Annotated in this window: 18 protein-coding genes; 3 read left to right on the top strand and 15 right to left on the bottom strand. The window is 37.1% G+C overall.

Annotated elements, in window-relative coordinates; translation table 11 throughout:
- Positions 1 to 95 precede the first annotated feature (95 nt).
- Positions 96 to 719 (top strand): TetR/AcrR family transcriptional regulator, encoded by a 624-nt coding sequence (locus MKX29_RS12370; RefSeq protein WP_341105754.1) that lies wholly within the window; start codon positions 96 to 98, stop codon positions 717 to 719.
- A gap of 20 nt (positions 720 to 739) precedes the next feature.
- Here MKX29_RS12370 and MKX29_RS12365 read toward each other — a convergent pair whose 3' ends face one another.
- From MKX29_RS12365 to MKX29_RS12355, 3 genes are all read right to left on the bottom strand, one after another.
- Positions 740 to 1,084, bottom strand: coding sequence for a phage holin family protein (locus MKX29_RS12365; protein WP_095371870.1), 345 nt, complete (start codon positions 1,082 to 1,084; stop codon positions 740 to 742).
- A gap of 18 nt (positions 1,085 to 1,102) precedes the next feature.
- On the bottom strand, positions 1,103 to 2,215 hold the full coding sequence (locus tag MKX29_RS12360; protein ID WP_251162102.1) for a DUF4097 family beta strand repeat-containing protein: 1,113 nt from the start codon (positions 2,213 to 2,215) through the stop codon (positions 1,103 to 1,105).
- A 422-nt stretch (positions 2,216 to 2,637) separates the two neighbouring features.
- A complete protein-coding gene (locus tag MKX29_RS12355) occupies positions 2,638 to 2,982 on the bottom strand; it encodes a hypothetical protein (protein WP_341105752.1) in 345 nt (114 codons plus the stop codon).
- A gap of 176 nt (positions 2,983 to 3,158) precedes the next feature.
- Here MKX29_RS12355 and MKX29_RS12350 point away from each other — a divergent pair.
- Positions 3,159 to 4,507, top strand: a protein-coding gene (locus MKX29_RS12350) for an IS3 family transposase (RefSeq protein ID WP_224935613.1) whose coding sequence is annotated in 2 segments (ribosomal slippage) — positions 3,159 to 3,603 and positions 3,603 to 4,507 — 1,350 coding nt in all. Because the reading frame shifts where the segments join, the coding sequence is not laid out codon by codon here.
- Positions 4,508 to 4,569: 62 nt separating this feature from the next.
- Here the strand turns inward: MKX29_RS12350 and uvrA are convergent.
- Positions 4,570 to 7,449, bottom strand: a complete 2,880-nt coding sequence (gene uvrA / locus MKX29_RS12345) for an excinuclease ABC subunit UvrA (protein ID WP_224937114.1) — start codon at positions 7,447 to 7,449, stop codon at positions 4,570 to 4,572.
- A 9-nt stretch (positions 7,450 to 7,458) separates the two neighbouring features.
- Complete coding sequence (gene uvrB, locus MKX29_RS12340; RefSeq protein WP_251162104.1) at positions 7,459 to 9,438, bottom strand: excinuclease ABC subunit UvrB; 1,980 nt, start codon at positions 9,436 to 9,438, stop codon at positions 7,459 to 7,461.
- Positions 9,439 to 9,705: 267 nt separating this feature from the next.
- Between uvrB and MKX29_RS12335 the strand changes: the two genes are divergently transcribed.
- Positions 9,706 to 10,110 (top strand): hypothetical protein, encoded by a 405-nt coding sequence (locus MKX29_RS12335; protein WP_224937116.1) that lies wholly within the window; start codon positions 9,706 to 9,708, stop codon positions 10,108 to 10,110.
- Between the two features lie 312 nt (positions 10,111 to 10,422).
- On the opposite strand, the gene MKX29_RS12330 is transcribed toward MKX29_RS12335, so the two are convergent.
- From MKX29_RS12330 to MKX29_RS12285, 10 genes are all read right to left on the bottom strand, one after another.
- Complete coding sequence (locus MKX29_RS12330; protein ID WP_224937117.1) at positions 10,423 to 11,547, bottom strand: AI-2E family transporter; 1,125 nt, start codon at positions 11,545 to 11,547, stop codon at positions 10,423 to 10,425.
- Positions 11,548 to 11,896: 349 nt separating this feature from the next.
- Entirely contained in the window at positions 11,897 to 12,505 is a 609-nt protein-coding gene (gene wrbA / locus MKX29_RS12325) for an NAD(P)H:quinone oxidoreductase (protein ID WP_341105747.1), read from the bottom strand.
- Positions 12,506 to 12,578: 73 nt separating this feature from the next.
- Positions 12,579 to 13,181, bottom strand: a complete 603-nt coding sequence (locus tag MKX29_RS12320; protein ID WP_224937119.1) for an NADPH-dependent FMN reductase — start codon at positions 13,179 to 13,181, stop codon at positions 12,579 to 12,581.
- Between the two features lie 18 nt (positions 13,182 to 13,199).
- Complete coding sequence (locus MKX29_RS12315) at positions 13,200 to 13,805, bottom strand: alpha/beta hydrolase (RefSeq protein ID WP_341105745.1); 606 nt, start codon at positions 13,803 to 13,805, stop codon at positions 13,200 to 13,202.
- A gap of 14 nt (positions 13,806 to 13,819) precedes the next feature.
- Positions 13,820 to 14,416: a flavin reductase family protein gene (locus MKX29_RS12310; protein WP_341105743.1), complete on the bottom strand. Its 597-nt coding sequence runs from the start codon at positions 14,414 to 14,416 to the stop codon at positions 13,820 to 13,822.
- A 22-nt stretch (positions 14,417 to 14,438) separates the two neighbouring features.
- A complete protein-coding gene (locus MKX29_RS12305; RefSeq protein ID WP_289434617.1) occupies positions 14,439 to 15,380 on the bottom strand; it encodes a ring-cleaving dioxygenase in 942 nt (313 codons plus the stop codon).
- Between the two features lie 42 nt (positions 15,381 to 15,422).
- Complete coding sequence (locus MKX29_RS12300; protein WP_341105740.1) at positions 15,423 to 15,857, bottom strand: MarR family winged helix-turn-helix transcriptional regulator; 435 nt, start codon at positions 15,855 to 15,857, stop codon at positions 15,423 to 15,425.
- A 523-nt stretch (positions 15,858 to 16,380) separates the two neighbouring features.
- Complete coding sequence (locus MKX29_RS12295; RefSeq protein ID WP_341105738.1) at positions 16,381 to 17,853, bottom strand: ATP-binding cassette domain-containing protein; 1,473 nt, start codon at positions 17,851 to 17,853, stop codon at positions 16,381 to 16,383.
- 167 nt (positions 17,854 to 18,020) lie between these two features.
- Positions 18,021 to 19,223 carry a PDZ domain-containing protein gene (locus MKX29_RS12290; RefSeq protein ID WP_341105736.1) on the bottom strand — a complete coding sequence of 401 codons (1,203 nt, stop codon included), beginning with the start codon at positions 19,221 to 19,223 and terminating at the stop codon, positions 18,021 to 18,023.
- 497 nt (positions 19,224 to 19,720) lie between these two features.
- The gene (locus MKX29_RS12285; RefSeq protein ID WP_445662695.1) at positions 19,721 to 21,157 is read right to left on the bottom strand and encodes a S41 family peptidase; all 1,437 of its coding nucleotides are present in this window, start codon (positions 21,155 to 21,157) and stop codon (positions 19,721 to 19,723) included.
- Between the last annotated feature and the right edge of the window lie 184 nt (positions 21,158 to 21,341).

The following is a 21,341-nucleotide window of genomic DNA, read 5'->3' as shown; positions in this document are numbered from 1 at the left end:
CGGATTCATAATTAGCAACAATCAGTAATTCTTTTGAATTTGTCGATAGAATCTACACATTACTATAATGTGTTTATTTTAGGAGGAAAAATACATTGGTTGAGTATAAAAGTAATATCTCTAAGCAAAGTGAGCGGACGAAATCCTCTTTCAAAAAAGCTTTCATTGACCTTATTCATGAAAAAGGCTATAGCCATGTAACAGTGACGGATATTATTAAGCGAGCCGATTATAATCGCACGACGTTTTATCTTCATTTTCAAGATAAGCAAGGTCTAACGGATGAATTGCAAAGAGAAATGTTCAAACAAGTAAAAGAAAAAAGCATGAATAAATATGAAAAAGGCAAAGCCATCAGTATTACCGAGATGGATCCAAAATCATTTGAACTAACACACTTCATATACTCTGAGCAAGCTTATTTCAATCTTTTATTAAAAAACGATACCATCCCAGGATTGCATCGAGATCTACCTAAAGCGATTTATGAAGTATTGGAAGAGAGCTTTATCTTATCAGCGATTAATCAACTAGATATTAACTACTCGGTCCATAAACTCTATATGGCCCATGGGACAGCAGGACTACTCGTCAACTGGATTGAAAATGGTTATGATGTCAGCCCTGATGACATGAGTCTGCGCTTGATTCAAATATTACATTCATTTGCTAAGGAGTTTTCAATTGCAACTAAAAGCAAAAACACACCACCCATTTAAAGAAGGCGGTGTGTTTTTACTTAATCCCAGAGAACCTTTTGTATAATCAAATTTGCTACTGACATAATAATTGCCACCAGAATAGCTGTGCCAAAGCCGGCAATCTCAAAAGTATCTCCCATTAATCCACTCGTAATCATTAAGGTTACTGCATTGATAACGAATAAAAATAACCCTAACGAAATGACCGTAATTGGTAATGTCAATAAAATCAATATCGGTCTAACAATTATATTAAGAATGGATAGGATAAAACTAGCTAACAAGGCAGATCCGAAACCTGATAAATAAAAAGAATCTCCTATAAAGCCAGATAAAGCAATAAATAATATGGCATTAATGACAATACCAATTAACCATTTCATACATATGACACCTTTCCATTAGAAAACTGAGCTAGATTTTTTTACTGTGACAGACCCTGTTTTTGTATCTGCATTTAACCTTAAACCACCTTGAGGATCTTTAATAGAGCGGAAACGAAGCACCTTCTGAATAACATCACTCTTTTCCTCTAATATCTCAATTCCCTCAATATGAATATCAAAACTTCCTAAATTCGTTTTAAGTTCACCACTTACTTCTGCAAACGGGGGAAGTGTTACTTCTACATTTCCAGTTGTTGCTTTTGCTTCAATCGATTCACAGCGGGAACCCCCAACAGCACAAGCTACATTCCCATTAAAAGAATGTGCATTCACTCTCTCATAATCTCCATCTACATGTACAGCACCGTTTATCGTCTCTGCTTCAAGTATATCAACCGTGCCATTTTCAACATGGATTTTTCCATGAACGGTTTCTAACTCTGCATGTTTACTTTGTAATTGCTTTGCTGTAATTTTACCGTTTGCCGTTTTTGCCTTAAAGGTTTTCGCTTTTAGCTTTTCACTTTCAATCGGTCCATTAAAGGTACGAAGTTTTAATTTATTATATTCCTTCTCAGGTACATATAGTATCGCATCTAACTTTATCCATTTTTGTTGAGTAGAGAACTTCAGCTTATCATCTACAACGGTAAATACAGCATCCTCCAAGAATTTTTTCCGAGCCTCATCTTGAGACTCCGCACGATACACTTTTACTTCACACTCTGCTCTTACATCAGTCTGTGACCACGGTACAACTTTGATAGCTCCGTTTGCGACATCTACTTCAATTTCATTAAAGGTACCGTCAGATTGATGGAAAATATGGGATATACTATGTGACTGTCCGAAGTTAAAGTCTAAATCGACATCTTTAATCTTTTTAAATGCAGAGTCGACAAAATCAATGATCTTATCTTTTGCTGAATTAAATTTATAATTAAAAGGTTCTTCTTTTTTCTCTTCTTCAAATTTTACTGCTGTAGACAATTCTTTAATAATTTCTTCTTGCTTTTGCTCAGCCGTATCTTCGGCTTTTTCTAATTTCTCTAATAAAGTTAAAGCTTCTTCAACAGATAATTTTCCATCCTCCACCATTTTTAAAATGCGTTTTCTTTCTTCCTTCATTCTATTCCCTCCATAAGGTTCATTTTGTCTATGCCCTATTATCCTTTTTATCTTAGGCTAAATAAGTATCAATATCTAATAAGTATGCTTAGGACAATCTCCAGCATGATTAGTATTGAAAAATGAAAGTTGGTTATATTTCATTTTTACCCCTAATCAGCGAAAATTAGGCTTATACTTCAATTTTTCTTTACTCAATTGTACGATAGTCAGGGGCAAAAGTTTCACTTAAATAAAAAAACCAGTCTCAAGTCTGACTGGGATTTATGTCATGAGGTCTAGATTTGAAGGTTCGTTTCCTGTGGTATAGGGAAAATGAAGAGTTAAAGAAGGTAAATCGTTGCGAATTAAATTAGTAAAACCCAAACAGGTCCTGGATATTTATGACCTAGGACCTGCTTAAGCTATGTACCTATAAAAATTTATTGATAGGCCGCCAAGTCAGTTGTGCGAGGAGATTCCTTACGCTTAACCTCATCAATCTTGTTAACGAACATTTGAAATACTTTTCTTTTTTCTTCCAAATCTTTTGCACGCTCCTTCAAATCATTATACTTCTCTTCAAACGGTCTGTGATAACGTTCTCTTATACTTTCAATAATCTCATCGTTGACAGTAGATTGAATGACTTGTTTAGTTATTCCATATTTATAGGAGTAAAGTTTTAGCTCAAGCTTAATTTGATCATATTCCTCATTAATTTGACTAAGCACTTCAGAGATATCTTCTTTCCATTCCTCTAATGATTTAGCTAAATAATCTTCCATAATCGTATAGTCACCCTCTCCCCTTATAATACTATGATTATAACGAAGGATAGTTACATCCCTTTTGCTATAGAGTTACAAATCTTTATCTTTTTTAATAGGAAATACCACGAGCCGATAGTGAACTGCACCCCAATTGTTAGACACTATCTACAACTATTGGAGGTGCAGTTTTTTTGTCCAAATTTACTGCGGAAATGAAGCTACAAGCCGTGACTCGCTATTTAAGCGGAAAAGAAAGTTACAGAGAAATTGGAGAATCTATTGGAATAGATCACAAATCGATTGTTAAATGGGTAAGACAATACAACTACAATGGTGCAGAGGCATTGGTGAAACGTTGTACAAGTTATACACAAATGTTTAAACTAGAAGTACTACAATATATGACTGAAAATGGTACTTCTCTATGTGAAACGGCAGCTATTTTTAATATCCCAGCGCATTCCACTCTAGCTGTATGGAAAAGAAAGTTTGAAACACAAGGGATAGATGCCCTTCAGTCACAGGAACAGGGGCGTCTATCCATGAAAAAAGATTCAAATAAACAAAGTTCTACTGACCGTTCTTTTGAAGCACTAGAAAATCGAATAAAACAACTGGAAATGGAAAATGAGTATTTAAAAAAGTTGAATGCCTTAGTTCAAAACAAGGAAAAATCACCAAACAAGACAAAGCACAAGTAGTCTATGAGTTAAGGCATAAGTATTCGGTGAAGTCACTCGTAAAACTCGCTGGCATTCCACGCAGCACCTATTATAATTTAGTAAAACGAATGAATCGACTTGATCCAGACACCGATATAAAAGGAGAAATCCAAGCCATTTATGAAGAACATGAAGGTCGTTACGGTTACCGTCGTATTCGGGATGAGCTAGTGAATCGTGGGAAAAAAGTAAATCATAAGAAGGTTCAACGAATCATGAAAGAGCTGGGTTTAAGATGCCTAGTGCGGATGAAAAGGTATAAATCTTATAAAGGCACAGTCGGTAAAATAGCGCCAAATCATTTAGACCGTCAATTTAGTGCGGACGCACCGAATGAAAAATGGGTAACAGATATTACAGAATTCAAGCTATTTGGTGAAAAGCTGTATCTATCGCCTGTATTAGATTTATTTAATGGTGAAATTATTACGTATACCATCGGTTCTCGACCAACGTATTCATTAGTTTCGGACATGTTAGAAAAAGCATTAGAATCCTTACCAGAAAGGCATCAATTACTCATGCATTCCGACCAAGGATGGCATTATCAAATGAACCAATATCGCAACTTGCTTCAAGCAAAAGGGGTTAAACAGAGTATGTCACGTAAAGGTAACTGTTACGATAACTCTGTAATGGAAAACTTCTTTGGGATACTGAAGTCAGAATTGCTTTATTTTAAGGAATTTGAAAGTGTGAACCACTTTAAACTAGAATTAGAAAAATATATAGAATACTATAATAGGAAACGGTTAAAGGGAAAATTGAAAATGAGTCCGGTACAATACCGAACTCATTTTGAACAAGTTGCCTCATGAAATAACTGTGTCTAACTTTTAGGGGTCACTACATAGACCCGTGGTATTTTCTATTAAAACCATTAAGCATTCGTTACACTTGCTTCTTTATGCTCAATTTGCTCTTTCATTCTTTTGCGATCACGTTGAAGAATCGGTTTTAAATATTTTCCTGTATAAGACTCGGCTGTTTCTGCAATCACTTCAGGAGTACCTGTAGCTAGGATTGTCCCCCCTTTAAGTCCACCTTCAGGACCCAAATCAATTAAATGGTCAGCAGCTTTAATTACATCTAAATTATGTTCAATCACGAGCACTGTATCTCCATTTTCAACAAGGCGCTGCAAGACATTAAGTAAACGAGCGATATCATCGACATGCAAGCCCGTGGTTGGTTCATCTAAAATATAAAATGATTTACCATTAGAACGACGATGTAGTTCAGAAGCCAGTTTTACCCTTTGTGCTTCTCCACCTGATAAGGTTGTCGCTGGTTGGCCCAATTTAACATAACTCAATCCAACATCATAGATTGTTTGCAACTTACGACGAATTTTAGGGATATTTTCAAAGAAGGTAAGTGCATCTTCCACGGTCATTTCTAAGATTTCTGCAATACTCTTCCCTTTATATTTAACTTCTAACGTCTCGCGATTATAACGTTTTCCATGGCAGACTTCACATGGCACATATACATCAGGAAGAAAATGCATTTCGATTTTAATAATCCCATCTCCACGACAGGCCTCACAACGGCCACCTTTGACGTTAAAACTAAAGCGCCCCTTCTTATAGCCCCTAACTTTTGCTTCATTTGTAGAAGCATACACATCACGAATGTCATCGAATACTCCTGTATAGGTAGCCGGATTAGAACGTGGCGTTCTTCCGATAGGCGATTGATCAATATCTATGACTTTGTCTAATTGATCAATTCCTTTCACTTCCTTATGTGCACCCGGCTTACTTTTCGCTCGATGTAGTTTTTGCGCTAAGCTTTTATGGAGAATCTCATTGATTAACGTACTCTTCCCTGAGCCTGAGACACCAGTCACAGCCGTGAATGTACCAAGAGGGAACTTGACGTTCACATTCTTCAAGTTATTCTCTTTAGCCCCTTTAATCTCAATAAAACGACCGTCACCTTTTCTTCTTTCTATCGGCAGTGGGATAAATCTTTTCCCTGATAAATATTGACCGGTTAAAGAGTAATCATCTTTCATAACTTCTTCTGGTGTACCTTTGGAAACAATTTCACCACCATGCACCCCTGCACCTGGACCCACATCAATTAAATAATCCGCTGCAAGCATCGTATCTTCATCATGCTCTACCACAATTAACGTATTACCGATATCACGCATGTTCTTTAACGTTTCGATTAATCGGTCATTATCCCTTTGATGCAATCCAATAGAAGGTTCATCAAGAATATACAACACTCCAGTCAACCGTGAACCAATTTGGGTTGCTAAACGAATTCGTTGGGCTTCCCCACCTGAGAGAGTTCCAGCAGCCCGGCTGAGCGTTAAATAATCCAAGCCAACGTTAATAAGAAATCCAAGACGTTCTTTAATTTCTCTCATGATCAAATTAGCAATTTTCATTTCTTTTTCTGTTAAGTGTAATTGCCCAAAAAAGTCATAAGCTTCTTCAACAGATAAATCTGTAAGCTTTCCAACATGATGTCCATCAATCAAGACTGCTAAGCTTTCTTTCTTTAGACGGTAGCCTTTACACGTAGGACATTTATGTTCCCCCATGTACTTCTCCATCTGTTCACGAATATAATCAGAGCTTGTCTCCTTATATCTTCTCTTTATATTATTCATCACACCTTCAAAGGCAATATGTGATTCACGCACTTGGCCATAATCATTTTCATATTTAAAATATATTTTTTCTTTACCAGAACCATAAAGGATTTTATCTATTTGTTCATCTGGAATAGCTGATACGGGGATATCCATATCAATGCCATAATGCGTACATACTGCTTCCAAAAGCTGTGGATAGTATTGTGAACTATTCGGTTCCCAAGGTGCAATCGCATGCTGCTTCAATGTGAGATCTTTATTAGGGATGACTAAATCCGGATCTACTTCTAGCTTTACACCTAAGCCATCACAATCGGGACAGGCACCGAAAGGACTATTAAAAGAGAACATTCTCGGTTCAAGTTCTCCAATTGAAAAACCACAAATAGGACAAGCATGATTTTCACTGAATAATAATTCCTCTTCTCCAATCACATCAACTATGACTTTTCCTTCTCCCATTTTCAGTGCTGTTTCGAGCGAGTCAGCTAATCTGGCCTCCACGCCCTCCTTCACAACAATTCTGTCAATAACCACTTCAATAGAATGTTTTTTATTTTTCTCAAGCTCGATTTCTTCTCCTAAATCGAGCATATCACCATCAACCCGAACACGAACAAACCCTTGTTTCTTTACCTCTTCTAATACCTTTACATGTGTTCCTTTTCTACCAGACACAACAGGTCCCAGTACTTGCAATCTTGTTCTTTCCGGATATTCCATAATGCGATCTACCATTTGTTCAACAGTTTGGGAAGAAATTTCTATATTATGATTAGGGCAGGTTGGGTGTCCTACTCTCGCAAATAATAGACGTAAATAATCATAGATTTCTGTTACAGTTCCTACCGTTGAACGAGGGTTTTTACTAGTTGTTTTTTGGTCTATAGAAATCGCAGGAGATAAACCTTCAATCGTATCCACATCCGGCTTATCCATTTGTCCTAAGAACTGTCTTGCATAGGCAGAGAGGGATTCAACATAACGGCGCTGTCCTTCTGCATAAATCGTATCAAACGCTAAGGACGATTTTCCCGATCCTGATAATCCCGTTAGGACAACAAGCTTATCCCTTGGGATTGTTACATCGACATTTTTTAAATTATGTGCCCTAGCACCTTTAACAATCAATTTCTCCATTGCCATTTCCGTTCATCATCCTTCCGCCTTCAGTTCAAGAATAAGATCACGAAGCTCTGCCGCTCGTTCGAAATTTAAATCCTTTGCTGCAGTCTTCATCTCTTTCTCCATATCTGCTATTAATTTTTGACGTTCTTTTTTATTTAATTGACTTAATTTATCAGCACTATTATATTCCTCTGGCGTTTCCGCTGCTTGTGTCGCTCTAATTACATCACGAATTTCTTTTTGTATCGTCTGTGGCGTGATACCGTGTTCTGTGTTGTAATCTTCTTGGATGCTACGGCGGCGTTTCGTTTCACTTATAGCTTTTGTCATCGAGTCTGTCATTCGGTCAGCATACATTATAACTTGACCATTTGCATTACGAGCAGCACGCCCAATCGTTTGGATAAGTGAACGTTCTGAACGTAAAAATCCTTCTTTGTCGGCATCAAGGATCGCTACGAGTGAAACTTCTGGAATATCAAGCCCTTCTCGCAATAAATTAATACCTATTAACACATCATAGGTACCCATACGAAGCTCCCTAATAATCTCAATTCGCTCAAGGGTTTTCACTTCGGAATGTAGGTATTGAACCTTCATACCAATTTCCTTTAAATAATCCGTTAAATCCTCAGACATTTTTTTCGTTAAAGTCGTAATGAGAACACGTTCATTTTTCTCAATTCTGTCATTAATTTCACCAATTAAATCATCAATCTGGCCGTCTATTGGTCGGACATCAATAATAGGATCTAACAATCCAGTAGGTCTAATGATTTGTTCAATCATTTCAGGTGTTTGTTCTAATTCATATGGACCTGGAGTCGCAGAAACATAAACAATCTGGCTAATATGATCTTCAAACTCAGAAAAAGTAAGAGGACGGTTATCCATTGCAGAAGGAAGACGAAAACCATGTTCTACTAATACATTCTTACGGGCTTGGTCACCATTATACATCCCTCTTATTTGCGGCAATGTCACATGAGATTCATCAATAACAAGTAAGAAGTCCTTTGGAAAGTAGTCAAGTAAAGTATAAGGAGTTGAACCAGCTGGACGAAGAGTTAAATGACGAGAGTAGTTTTCAATCCCTGAACAAAAACCCATCTCTCTCATCATCTCTAGATCATATCGCGTTCTTTGTTCTAGGCGTTGTGCCTGTAATAAATGACCTTCTTCATGTAAGTATGCCAGTCTTTCTTCTAATTCTTTTTCAATATTTTCGATAGCTACACGCATTTTCTCTTCTCGGGTAACGAAGTGAGATGCCGGGAAAATGGCTACATGATCACGATCGCCTAATATTTCTCCGGTCAAAGCATCGACTTCCCGAATCCGATCTATTTCATCTCCAAAAAACTCCACACGTAAACAATGCTCGTCTCTCGAAGCAGGGAATATCTCTACGACATCACCACGTACACGAAATGTCCCACGTATAAAGTTCATATCATTGCGCTCATATTGTATGTCGACTAGTTTCCTTAATAATTGATTTCGCTCTATTTCCATTCCCGTTCTTAAGCTTAAGACAAGTTCTCTATATTCCTCAGGGGATCCTAAACCATAAATGCAAGAAACACTGGCGATGATAATAACATCATTTCTTTCAAATAATGAGGAGGTAGCTGAATGACGGAGCTTATCTATTTCATCATTAATACTCGCATCTTTCTCAATAAATGTGTCAGTGGATGGAACATATGCTTCTGGTTGATAGTAGTCATAGTAACTAACAAAATACTCTACCGCATTATTGGGGAAGAACTCTTTAAATTCACTATATAATTGACCTGCTAACGTCTTATTATGAGCAATTACTAACGTTGGTTTATTCACTTCTTTAATGACGTTAGAAACAGTGAACGTTTTCCCGGTTCCAGTTGCACCTAGTAATGTCTGATGCTTTTTCCCCTCTTGAATCCCATTTACAAGCTCTTTAATCGCTGCCGGTTGATCACCTTGTGGGGAATATTTTGAAACTAACTCAAATGTTTGATCCAAATCAGAAACCTCCTCTATGTAAAAAGTAAAGCGTGTCCAATCATTATTGCATTCCGATTTTCTATATCCTCATTCTACCACAAATCCTCTTATCTAAACCACAAAAAAGCGAACAAATATTCGATTATCATTCGACAAAGAGATGAAAAGAAGGTTAGGATTAATATAAAAGGGTATGAAGGTCCAAATTAACTTTTCATTTATTTTGAAACTTTATTCTATATAAAATCGTCTTTTGTTATATGGCGAAATAGACGAGGTGATTTTTTGTTTGGTTTTATTTTTGCATTCGCGTGGCTAGCCGTTTTTATTTATGCCCTAAAAACCATTAAAGATTATATGAACAGTAATGACGAGGAAAAAGCATATGAAAAAGACTTCGTCATTAAAATTGTTGGTGCTGTATGTCTTTCGGGGCTTTTTGTTATTGCAGAAATACTTCGTGTCACAAACTTGGGCTTCGTTGATATGAAATGGCTCTTTCTCGTTACATTTCTACTGCTGTTCGTTATCATTTACGTTTTTTTCACCTACAGGATCCTCTTTTCTAAAAACACCTTTGACCGTAAAAAAGGAGATTATACATTTAGTTATAAATATCGAAAATGGCTTATCCCTCTCTTTTTTCTATTCCCCATAGGTGTATTTAGTATTTGGATTTGGGTTAGCTAACTGGATGGCATTTCCTTCTACATAAACGGGTAATAGAATGAGTCCATAGTTAGGGGCATCTAGTAAACTTGAAAACCTAACCAAGTTTAATTGAACAACAATGATTGAATCAAAAGTTATAAACAAGTCAATTACAACCACCCACCAAAAATAAAGGATAGTTCATCCCCATCTTCTTAATCAACCACACGCACCTCAGCTCATCCTTCTCAATCTGATTAGTTAACATTTCTTTTATTAAAAACTTTAAAACTAAACGCTTTCCCCTAAGAAAAGTAGAACCCCATCTCACTTTGATGGGGTTCTACTTATTTATATATCTGCTGGATGCGGACCTTTTTCAGCTTCCATCTCTTTTGCCATTTTCCTTGCTTTTATAAATTGAACACCGCTTAAAACAATGGTTTTCCCAACGGCGTATGTTGGTACAGCAAGTAACATGCCTAATATACCAGCTAAGTTTCCTGCTACCAATAAGATAATAATGATTGTTGCTGGATGGGTATTTAATGTTTTCCCTAAAATTAATGGTGAAATTAAATTACCTTCTAATTGTTGTGCGACGACGATGACTATTATTGCTAAAATCGCCATCGTAGGCGATTCAAATAGACCAACTATAACCGCCGGTGCGCCACCAATAAATGGTCCAACATAAGGAATAATATTCGTTACTGAAATAATTAATGCCAAAACAATTGCGTATGGTAGGTCAATAATTAAGAAACCAATAAAAGACGCTGTCCCGACGAATAATGCGACCGTAATCTGACCTTGAATATAAGAAGAAAGAGTTTTACCTGTTTCTTTTAATGTATCAATTGCTTCAGCACGATAACTTTTGGGAACAAATTTCCCTAGTGCAGGTGGGAACTTCTCCCCGTCTTTTAACATAAAGAATAAAAGGAATGGTACAGTAATAATCGTAATGGCTATATTTGCAACTAATCCAACTAAATCGCTGAGACCATTCGTAATCCTTTGTGGAAGTTGATTAGCGTAATCAACTAAATAACCCATTATTTCTTCTTGTGTTACATAATCTTGATTCATTAACCAGCGATAACCCTCAGATTGCGAGAAGTTGTTAAAGAACTGTTCTGTTTGTTTAACATAGGTAGGTAGTTCATTTAATAACCCTGCCAATTGAGCTGAAATTTTTGGTACAAAAATACTAACAACAAGCACCATCAATCCAGCAACAATTGCAAATAGTAAAATAATCGATAATATCTTAGGTATTTTTGCTTTTTCAATTAAATGCACAAATGGATTTAAAATGAAGAATAAGAACCCCGAGATAATAATAGGGAAGAACAACGTGGAAAAAAAGATTCCAATCGGTTCAAATAAAAAAGAAATTTTTGAAGCTACAAAAATGACGGACACAATAATTAGAATTTGAAGAGACCAGTACTGGAATTTCTTCTTGTTCACATTCTCACCTTTTCCCAAAAAATAAATTTTTCTCTATAGACTACATTTTCATATGTAGTTCCCTTTTTCTCAAAAAGGAAAACCACTAGGATTTATTTGTATGTATTATTGTAATGCATTCCACCACAAAATGTCGCCTCATAAGGATATTTTCCATGAATTTTTTTCGACAAATATTTCCTTTTGGCTTTTTTAATCAACAGTCATTTATATAATCAGCCACGTGTTAAGGAAATCTCTTTATCCATTCACACAACCGCATGGGAACTAGATAGGAAATTTCACTTATATCCCAAGTTAAAAAAAAGGTATCTTAGGAGTCTCCCTAAAATACCTTTTTAAAGCATGATTATTCTTGGCCTTTTTGAATCCATTCAGCAACAGTTGCCGTACGTTTGGCTTGATGTTTAACTGCTGCTTCATTATCTTCAACGATTTTACCATCTTGTCCTTGGGTTGAACTTGCACCGTATGGATTACCGCCACCAGCAAATATGCTTGGGTCAGTGAAGCCCGGTGCGGCAACAATCGCGCCCCAATGGAACATAGTTGTATAGAATGAAAGAAGGGTTGCTTCTTGACCTCCGTGAGGATTTGAAGCAGAGCTCATTGCACTTACTACTTTGTTCGCAAGTTTGCCTTGTGCCCAAAGGCCCCCAGCAGTATCAATAAAAGCTTGCACTTGTGAAGCAATGTTACCAAAACGAGTTGGGAAACTAAAAACAATCGCGTCTGCCCATTCAAGGTCAGCAAGTGTAACTTCTGGTACATCTTTCGTAGCATCAGCATTGGCACGCCATGCAGGATTGGAATCGATGGCTGCTTCAGGTGCTGTTTCAGGAATCTTTAACAACTTCACTTCAGCGTCGGCTTCTTTTGCCCCTTGTTCTGCCCACTGTGCCATTTGATAGTTGGTGCCTGTTGAACTATAATAAATGACTGCTAATTTAATACTCATTTGAATGGAATCCTCCTTGATCTCTCACATACATATATATTGTTTCTATTCCTTTCAGCTCTATACATTAAACTTATCTTAATGTTTTTAATGCACCGCTCCATGCTAGCACTTGATCAAGCATCATTTTCATATTTGCTTGGTGCAAGTCCTGTGGCTTAAATTCATTACCATTTACGAAATCAGTAAAAAGTGAAAGTGTTGGATGTGTGCGTACATCTGCGACTTGTAGCTCACCTAAAATGCCACGTAGATGTTCTGCTGCACGGGCACCACCAGTAGATCCATAACTGACAATACCTGCTGCTTTATTCGCCCATTGATCACGAGCAAAGTCAATCGCATTTTTCAAAGCACCACTAATACTATGGTTGTATTCCTGTACGATAAACACAAATCCATCCATACTATCTAATTTATCTCCCCATGCTGCGATACCAGGCTCTGTGCCATCTGTTGTACCAAGGAACGGAAGATGAAAGTCAGCAATATCAATAATTTCATAATTTGCATCCCCACGTGCATCAGCTATTTCTTTCACCCATTGACCTACTTGTGGACTTACGCGACCTTCTCTTGTACTTCCTAAAATAATACCGATATTTAATTTTTCCATTTTCATTTCCTCCTTAGGATGTTGATTATTTTTATTGAATAATTTATTTAAAAAGCCCATATTGTTTCTCCCCATTTCTTAGATGCTGGCTTTAAACCATTTTGCTGCTTCTTCAACTTCTTTGAATGAAAGCTGATGTCCCATATGTTCCCAATGAAGATGAACATCGGCTCCCGCATTTTCTAATAAACTCTTTAACTCTTCAGATTCTTCGGATGAACAAATTGGATCATTTGTCCCTGCTCCAATGAACACCTTTTGTCCTGTTAAATCAGGCAATTCTATACCTCTTCTTGGTACCATTGGATGGTGTAAGATTGCTGCTTTCACAGCATCTTTATAATGGAACATCATACTGGCTGCAATATTAGCACCATTTGAATATCCTAAAGCAACGATATTATGGCGGTCAAAACCATATTTGTCAGCTGCTTCATCTAAAAATTGATAAAGCTCTTTCGTACGAAAGATTAAGTCCTCCTCATCAAAGACCCCTTCTGCTAACCTTCTAAAAAAGCGCGGCATCCCATTTTCAAGCACATTACCTCGAACACTTAGCACTGATGCACTTTCATCTATTTTGCCAGCTAACGGTAGAAGGTCTAGCTCATTTCCCCCTGTACCATGAAGTAATAATAGGGTTGGTTTTGATGCGTCACTACCCTTTTCAAAAATATGTTTCATGTAAATCCCCTCCATTATTTCGGTCGAACCATTGTAAATACTTCTCCTACTTTCGCATAATCATTTCCAGCCAAGCGACTGATTGCGCCTAAATTCTTAGCGTTAATTTTGCCCGCTTCATAAATGCCATCATCGAAATGGAAGTAGACAACTTTACCGATAAGAAGATCAGCATTCCCTTCAAGTTCAATATGATGAGCAAGCTGACATTCCATCCTCACTTTCGCTTTCACGATTCCTGGTACATTGACAACTGTACTTGAAATTGTCTCTAATCCACTGAGCTTTAATTCATCCACATTTGGTGAGACAGTAGCCGCTGTTTCATTAATTTGCGTAACATTCGACTCATCAACAATATGAACGACAAACTCCTTCGTATCACACACATTTTTAGCAGTATCTTTCATCTCACCCGCTCTTCTTGCTACTGAAACAGCAATCATCGGCGGATTAGAAGACACGATATTAAAGAAACTAAATGGTGCACCATTCATCACACCAGTGTTTGATTGTGAAGTGACAAAGGCAATCGGCCTCGGGATAATACTTCCGATCAATAATTTGTAATTCTCCCTCTCGGTTTGCATGTTCGGATCAATACTTACCATTGCGTAACTCCTCCTTTTGCAATTACACTTCCCTCACATCAATCGGAATTAACCTTCTCTGTAATTGTCCACGGTATTTTTCATATTGCTCAGGAAGCATTAATTCTGTCCCCATCGTTTCCTGACTTTCATCATGAGCAAAACCTGGCGGATCAGTAGCAATTTCAAAAAGAATGTCGCCATATTCTCTGAAGTAAATCGCATTAAAATAGTTTCTGTCTTGCACGGGTGTGACACCATAACCAAAGCTTTCAATATATTTCTTCCAATCTAATTGGTCAGCATCATCTGCTGCGCGCCATGCAATGTGGTGGACAGTTCCTACACCCATTCTTCCTTTTCCTGAGCTTGTTATCTTCACATCGACAATATTACCTATGTCGCTTTTTGATTGATATCTGACGAATGCACCTTCTTCAGCCACTTTGGTTAAACCCATTGTTTCAATTAGCTCACCTGTTTTTCCACCATTGCTAGAATAAAGAACGGCCCCGGCGAAACCTTTAATCGCCACATCCGGAGTTATCCCATTAAATGTCCAAGTATTCTCGTCCCCAGCTTCTCTTTCAACAAGCTCTAAATGTAAGCCATGTGGATCATCGAAGCTTAGTACTTGTTCGCCAAAACGTACTTGTTTTTCAAAAGAAATGCCTTTACTCGTTAAGCGTTCCTCCCAAAATGGTAGGGCGCCAGATGGAACAGCATATGCAGTAATTCCCACTTGCCCGTCACCAATGATGCCCGGGTACGCATCTGCCCATGGGAAGAAAGTAATAATTGTACCTGGTTTACCTCCTTCATCACCGAAATAAAGATGATACGTTCCCGGGTCATCAAAGTTAACTGTTTTTTTAACAAGACGTAAACCTAAAATACCAGCATAAAAATCAACATTTTCCTGTGGGTGACCGACAATAGCTGTAATGTGATGAATTCCCATCGTTTGTTTTTCCATTTTGAACATCCTTCCATGTCCCTAACCTTCAAGTATCTCGAAATTGAGATATTAGGTGTGAGTTAGTTTATTTTGTGTTATTTTATGAAGAATATCAATTAATAATTGTTGTTCTTCTTCTGTTGTTTGTTGAAATAAGGTTGAAATCTGTTCTAATAAATATGGACTGATTAGATCCATTAATTCCTTCCCTGCATTTGTTATAGTTACAAAAACAACCCGGCGATCCTCTTTGCAATCACTTCTAGATAAATAGCCCTTTTCTTGCAAGCGGTCAATCACATATGTCATACTGCCGCTCGTTAACCAAACGCTTTTACTAATTTGCTGGACCGATTGTCTCCCCTTTTGATGCAGCACTTGGAGTACGGAATACTCTGTAAAGGTGAGCTTATATTTGTGTAACCAGTCTTTCATCTGATCTTGCATGTATCTGTTGGTTTGCATTAAGCAAGCGAATGAATCTAATGTCTTCTTATGAACCATTTTCATCGCCTCACTTTTTATCTTTAATTTAATTATCTTGAATATGAGATAATAATATCTCGAATTCAAACTAATGTCAATCCCATTTTCAACTTTTTTTCAATTTCTAACCATCGTGTTCATTCTAGGGGCTCTTGCTCTTCTAATATAGGTAGAAAACTAAATAACTAATTCGATGTACTACCTTTTAGAATAGGTAGCAGCCTTATCTTCTAGCAAAGGTTTCAATAGGTAAAGGACACCTACTCATATTGCTTGTGCACCATTTTCAAATGACTTTCTCTACATTTTAAGATCGAGTCTTTTACCTTGTGAAAACAGAGACATTTTTTCTTCACCCCGACTAGCCTAGACAAAAAACATATTTCGTTCCAATAAAAAAGAAATATTGCTGACTTCTATTAAATACATACGATAATATAAACGATTAGCTGTCGATAGATAAATAGCATTAACAGCATTGTTTTTTCCTATCCGCATCTTCTCTTGCTAATATATTGCCTATAACATGATGCAAGAACCTCTATTCGTAAGGAATTAATGATATCGTCTTTGTTGCAATTGCATTTATGTAAGATTCATTATGATCAACTGCAATCATCGTCGGCTGATACACCTTAATCGTCTCAACTAATTGCTGAATGACAAATATGTCTAAGTAATTGGTGACTTCATCCCATATAAATAAATTATTTTCCCCTAATAAAGCATGAGCTAAAAATACCCTCTTCTGTTCCCCAGCACTCCAATGCTGACTAGATGTATCAGTGAAACTGTGTCTATTTATGCCTAACTGATACAGTAAATGCCAAAAAGCTTGTTTTTCTTCTTTTGAAGTCAATTGTTGTATATAAGACGCATAATCTACATCTTGCTCATTTTTTTGATTTAAAATGGATATCTGTCGCGGTAAATGAATGCGATACTCCCCTATTGTCTCTAAATGCTTTACCCCTAATATAAATTGGAGTAGTGTTGACTTCCCGACACCGTTACTCCCTTCAATAAATAAGCGATCATTAGGATACATATCGATGGAAATTGGTTGGAATAAGGGGTTTCCGTCTCTTAATATCGAAAAATCACGGAAGTATAAAACTTGCTTTTCAGGTTGTTTCACAAGCATTTTCAATTGTGAGACCTTCTCCCGATTATCGATAAGTCCTTCTTTTTCAATAACCATTGCTTCTGTGCGTTTTTTTATTGCCTTCGCCCTTTTCATTTGTTTCGCGGCTAAACGTCTTTCCGACGCATCCTTTGTGCTGTTTTCTCGTTTCATTCCCCATTGGTTTACCTTACTAGACACTTCATTTAACCGTTTGATTTCTGACTTTAACTTACTATTTCTAGATTCAGCAAGTTGATCCGCATTCTCTTTCTCTCTTCGCCACACATCCACATTTCCCTTAATTAAGGTGAGCGACTGCTTTTCGATTGCTAACACATGATCGACGAATTGGTTTAAAAAGGATTCATCATGACTAATTACAATAAATCCTTCTTTCATCCTCAAATAATTCCCCACTATGTTACGACCCTCTTTATCAAGATTATTTGTCGGTTCATCAATTAAAGGAAAAGCATCCTCATTTAAGAATAGCTCTACAAGTAACACTCTCACTTGTTCCCCACCACTTAATTGATGGAACTTTCTTTGACTAATATGAGGTGGTAATCCGATGAGTGATAATTCATAATCAATTCTCCACCGGTCAACATTAGGATTTTCTTTAAGCAATAACTCTAATACTGTTAAATTCTCCTCTTGTAGTGGAAAGGCAGGGAAATATTTAAATGTCAGTGGCGTTTGAATCGTCCCTGTATATTGAAGTTTATTTGTTAAAATGTTCATAAATGTCGTTTTTCCACGACCATTTCGCCCTAGCAGCGCAAGCTTCCAATGCTCATCAATACTTACATTCACATCACTAAAAATCTTTTTATCCATTGAATGATACTGAAAAGACATATTTTTGATTAATATCGAATGGGTCAATGAAATACCTCCTTTTGATTAATTTAACACAAGTTATCTGAATTTTGTTATATTTTATCTTTATTACCATAAGTTAGGAATAAATAGAATGAATCAAGGACATGTTCTTGATTCATTCTCTTGGATAAAAAAAACCGATTGCCCCATAGAGACAACCGGTAAAAATATTAAACTGCTTGGTGACTTTTCTTAAATTCTTCTTTAATAAAGAGAATACCTAATTCATGATGATCTGTTTTATAAAGTGCCCTTTGCACAAATCGGTTTTCATTATTGGTGTCAATGACTTCAAGTTTGCAATGAGCTGCATTTTTTTGCAATGCTTGATAAAATCCCTTTTCGTCATTCACTTGCAAACCATTCACTTTAAGAACAGTTTCTCCTACTTTTAACCCCATTTTGTCTGCTGGTGAATGAGGAACAACACCAATAATCATTAAACCATCATTCTTTTTAGCAAAGTAAAACGCTGCCTTTGCATCTACAGATCGTTGACGATAATTTAACCACTCTCTCCCTACTATTGCTAGTAATGGTATCGCTAAGCTTACAATTGGATAAACAAATGCGCCACTGGCAATTAGGAGTAGCAATACACCAAAGAAGATTACTTTTTTTCCATAAGCTGCGACGGCTACAGTCGGAAATTTGCTTTGGATTTGTTGTTGAAAACCAATAGCGAAAGGAACAGCTACTAAAGCATAAGATTGATCTCCAATTGAAAATAATGGCCACCATGTTGAGTCCAAACTAATGGCGTCACCAGGTATTAGTAAAAACAGTGGTAAAAGCCACATTCTTTTTGCTTCATGCATACCCACAACCTGACCACGGCGACTCTTCATTAGTCTTGGAGACGTCCCTTTTGGACCATTGATGGTGATCATTATTCCCTCAGCAATCACAAGCAAGGCAATGATCATTGCTGCAGCTGGCAATAGGTACTCTACGCCCTCTACTTGTGTTGAGATGAAGGCAGGCAGTGGCCAGTTCTGTTCTAATGCAAAGAAGGTAAGAATAAAACCAATACTTACCGTATAAGCCGGTGTCGCCCATCTTGCTTTTGGAGTCAGTATCAAGATAATTGTTGCAACAGTTGCAAAAACAAGTAACTCAATAGGAACAGTTAAACCAGCTAGTACGGTAATAAGGGAAAGAGAAATACCGAGAATGAGCCCTAAAGGCAATAATTGCTTCAGCTCAAAATAGGCATTTTCAGCACGGACTAAGAAATGCTGTCTTTCCCTGTTGACTCTTTGTATACCGTAATAAGCAGCTGCTAGAAATACTAAATAAAAGACCGGGTTTAGAAATAACCTTCCTAACCCCTTCAATAACTCTATTGCCCAAGCCTCAGCCAAGCTTCCCACCAACCTCTACCATTTATCTAATCTACTAATCTGACTATATTCTACCAAATATCCCTTTAAAAACATAGCCAACCCATTGTCTTCTTCCTACTTGTAAATACATTTTCTTAAAATGACAAGGAATAGATGTCCGGTATTCAAAATATAGACAAATAGTGAGAGAAAATCGCTTTCCGCTAGAATTTACTTTCAAATGGGAAAGGGGTTTCTTCTTTCACGCAGTTTCCGGGCGGTTTCTCGTTTCTGTTTTTTAACTTGAAGACACACTAACGCTATTACCTGACAGTTACATCCCTTTTTATATTTGAGTAACTCGCAAAACCTTTTTTCCAAAAAGCGAAGATTTTCGCTTTCGTTCATCCACTGTACACAGGTACTTCTATATATGCTCCCCTTCTCCTATTTTGCCATTTCCTCCGTAGCCTTTTTTATCAACCTCACATTAAAAGCCGAACAAACATTGAGTTTGTCCGGCGTTGATATATAGAGAGTAAGCGCTATTGGTTTGCCATAATACGCAAGCCTGTTTGTAATTGCATATCATTGTCCTGATTATTTCTTTGCTTAATGACTTCTTTTTCAAGAGATTCGGCTGTTTTTTCATCAATTTGTCCGTTTGCTGTTAGTCCGGACGCATGTTGAAACGCTCTAACTGCTGTTGCAGTTGCAGCACTATAATAGCCATCCTCTCGACCAGGTGCATAACCTAAGCTTTTTAATATGAATTGCGCATTCTTCACTTGATCATTATTCATGTCCGTTTTTAACGTTTTCTCCACTTGGATCGGGTGAGTCTCATACAGTTCAGATTGTTTTACTTCATAAGTAGGTGCGACACCTTTTTTATGAATCCAATTTCCGTCAGGTGTAAGCCATTTATATAAGGTCAATTTAATATTACTGCCATCCCCCATTGGAACAGGTTGTTGAACTGTTCCTTTACCAAATGTTTGTGTACCAATTAACGGATAATCACCAGCTTCTTTGAGGGCTGCTGCTAATATTTCTGAAGCAGATGCACTACCCTTATCAATAAGGACACCGATAGGGTACGATTTCTTCTCTTCTAAAGGAGAGAAATTCATCATTCTTTCACCGTTTCTTTGTTCTATCTGCACATATGGTTTATCCTTTGTAACCAACTCTTCCAATATTTCGTCAACTACTTTTAATAGTCCACCAGGGTTATTTCGTACATCAATTAACAAACTGTCCATTCCCTGTTCTTCTAGGTCCTTGAGAGCAATCTTAAATTCCTTAGCTGTATCTGTTGCAAAAGAAGTAATCTCAACATAGCCAACTTTTTCCTTGTCGTGCATTATAACATCAGAATTAACTGTAATATGAGGTATTTCTGCCCGGACAATTTCTATTTCTAACGGGTTTTGTAAACCTTCTCTCATAATGGTCAATTTGACTTTTGTCCCTTTTTTTCCTTTTATCTTTAAGGTCGCTTGCAATAAATTAAAACCTTCCACACTCTCATCATCAATCTTGATGATTTGGTCATTTGGTTTCAACCCAGCTTGCTCTGCTGGTGAATTTTTTACTGGGGATACAATAATAATCTTACCATCTACTAAACTAACCTCGGCTCCAATCCCTTCAAATGAAGAATCGAGTGTTTCACTAAATTGTTTTGCTGTACTTTCATCCATATAAACGGAATAATCATCGTTTAACGTGGAAAGCATCCCTTGAATCGCACCTTCTGTTAACTTATGTGCATCAACTTCTTCAACATAATTTTTGTAAATGAGCTGATAAGCAGCGTTCATTTTCTCCAAATCAGATGCAAGCTGTTGACTACCTCCCATTTCTTCTAACTGTTTTGTTTGCGATATATTTAACTTTAATTGAAAGCCTGCATAAGAACCTATCGCGCCCACAAGTAACGATATGACCATTAATATGACTACTTTCTTATTGCCCACTTAACCGCCGTCCCTTCTTTAAGCAACTGTGGCTCTTTCATCAATATATGAATGAATAGGACGAGTTATGATTGGGAAATTGTTTAACCCCAAAGTAAGCGAAGAGAGCTCTGTTATATCCCACCTGTTCTTGAAAAAGGCAACACAAAGTCTTTAAATATCCAAAAAAGTGAAAAATGACTCT

Origin of the sequence: Cytobacillus sp. FSL R7-0696 (genome assembly GCF_038006865.1) — a bacterium.
In the GTDB taxonomy this organism is placed as follows: Bacteria; Bacillota; Bacilli; order Bacillales; family Cytobacillaceae; genus Cytobacillus; species Cytobacillus kochii.
Note: the sequence above shows the minus strand (reverse complement) of the source record. Positions and strands in the feature narration are given on the sequence as shown.

What these genes read in the sequence shown, in the direction of transcription:
- MKX29_RS12365 (WP_095371870.1), bottom strand. Translation starts at nt 1,084, where the DNA reads ATGAAATGGTTAATTGGTATTGTCATTAATGCCATATTATTTATTGCT.
- MKX29_RS12360 (WP_251162102.1), bottom strand. Translation starts at nt 2,215, where the DNA reads ATGAAGGAAGAAAGAAAACGCATTTTAAAAATGGTGGAGGATGGAAAA.
- MKX29_RS12355 (WP_341105752.1), bottom strand. Translation starts at nt 2,982, where the DNA reads ATGGAAGATTATTTAGCTAAATCATTAGAGGAATGGAAAGAAGATATC.
- uvrA (WP_224937114.1), bottom strand. Translation starts at nt 7,449, where the DNA reads ATGGCAATGGAGAAATTGATTGTTAAAGGTGCTAGGGCACATAATTTA.
- wrbA (WP_341105747.1), bottom strand. Translation starts at nt 12,505, where the DNA reads ATGAGTATTAAATTAGCAGTCATTTATTATAGTTCAACAGGCACCAAC.
- MKX29_RS12320 (WP_224937119.1), bottom strand. Translation starts at nt 13,181, where the DNA reads ATGGGCTTTTTAAATAAATTATTCAATAAAAATAATCAACATCCTAAG.
- MKX29_RS12315 (WP_341105745.1), bottom strand. Translation starts at nt 13,805, where the DNA reads ATGAAACATATTTTTGAAAAGGGTAGTGACGCATCAAAACCAACCCTA.
- MKX29_RS12310 (WP_341105743.1), bottom strand. Translation starts at nt 14,416, where the DNA reads ATGGTAAGTATTGATCCGAACATGCAAACCGAGAGGGAGAATTACAAA.
- MKX29_RS12305 (WP_289434617.1), bottom strand. Translation starts at nt 15,380, where the DNA reads ATGTTCAAAATGGAAAAACAAACGATGGGAATTCATCACATTACAGCT.
- MKX29_RS12300 (WP_341105740.1), bottom strand. Translation starts at nt 15,857, where the DNA reads ATGGTTCATAAGAAGACATTAGATTCATTCGCTTGCTTAATGCAAACC.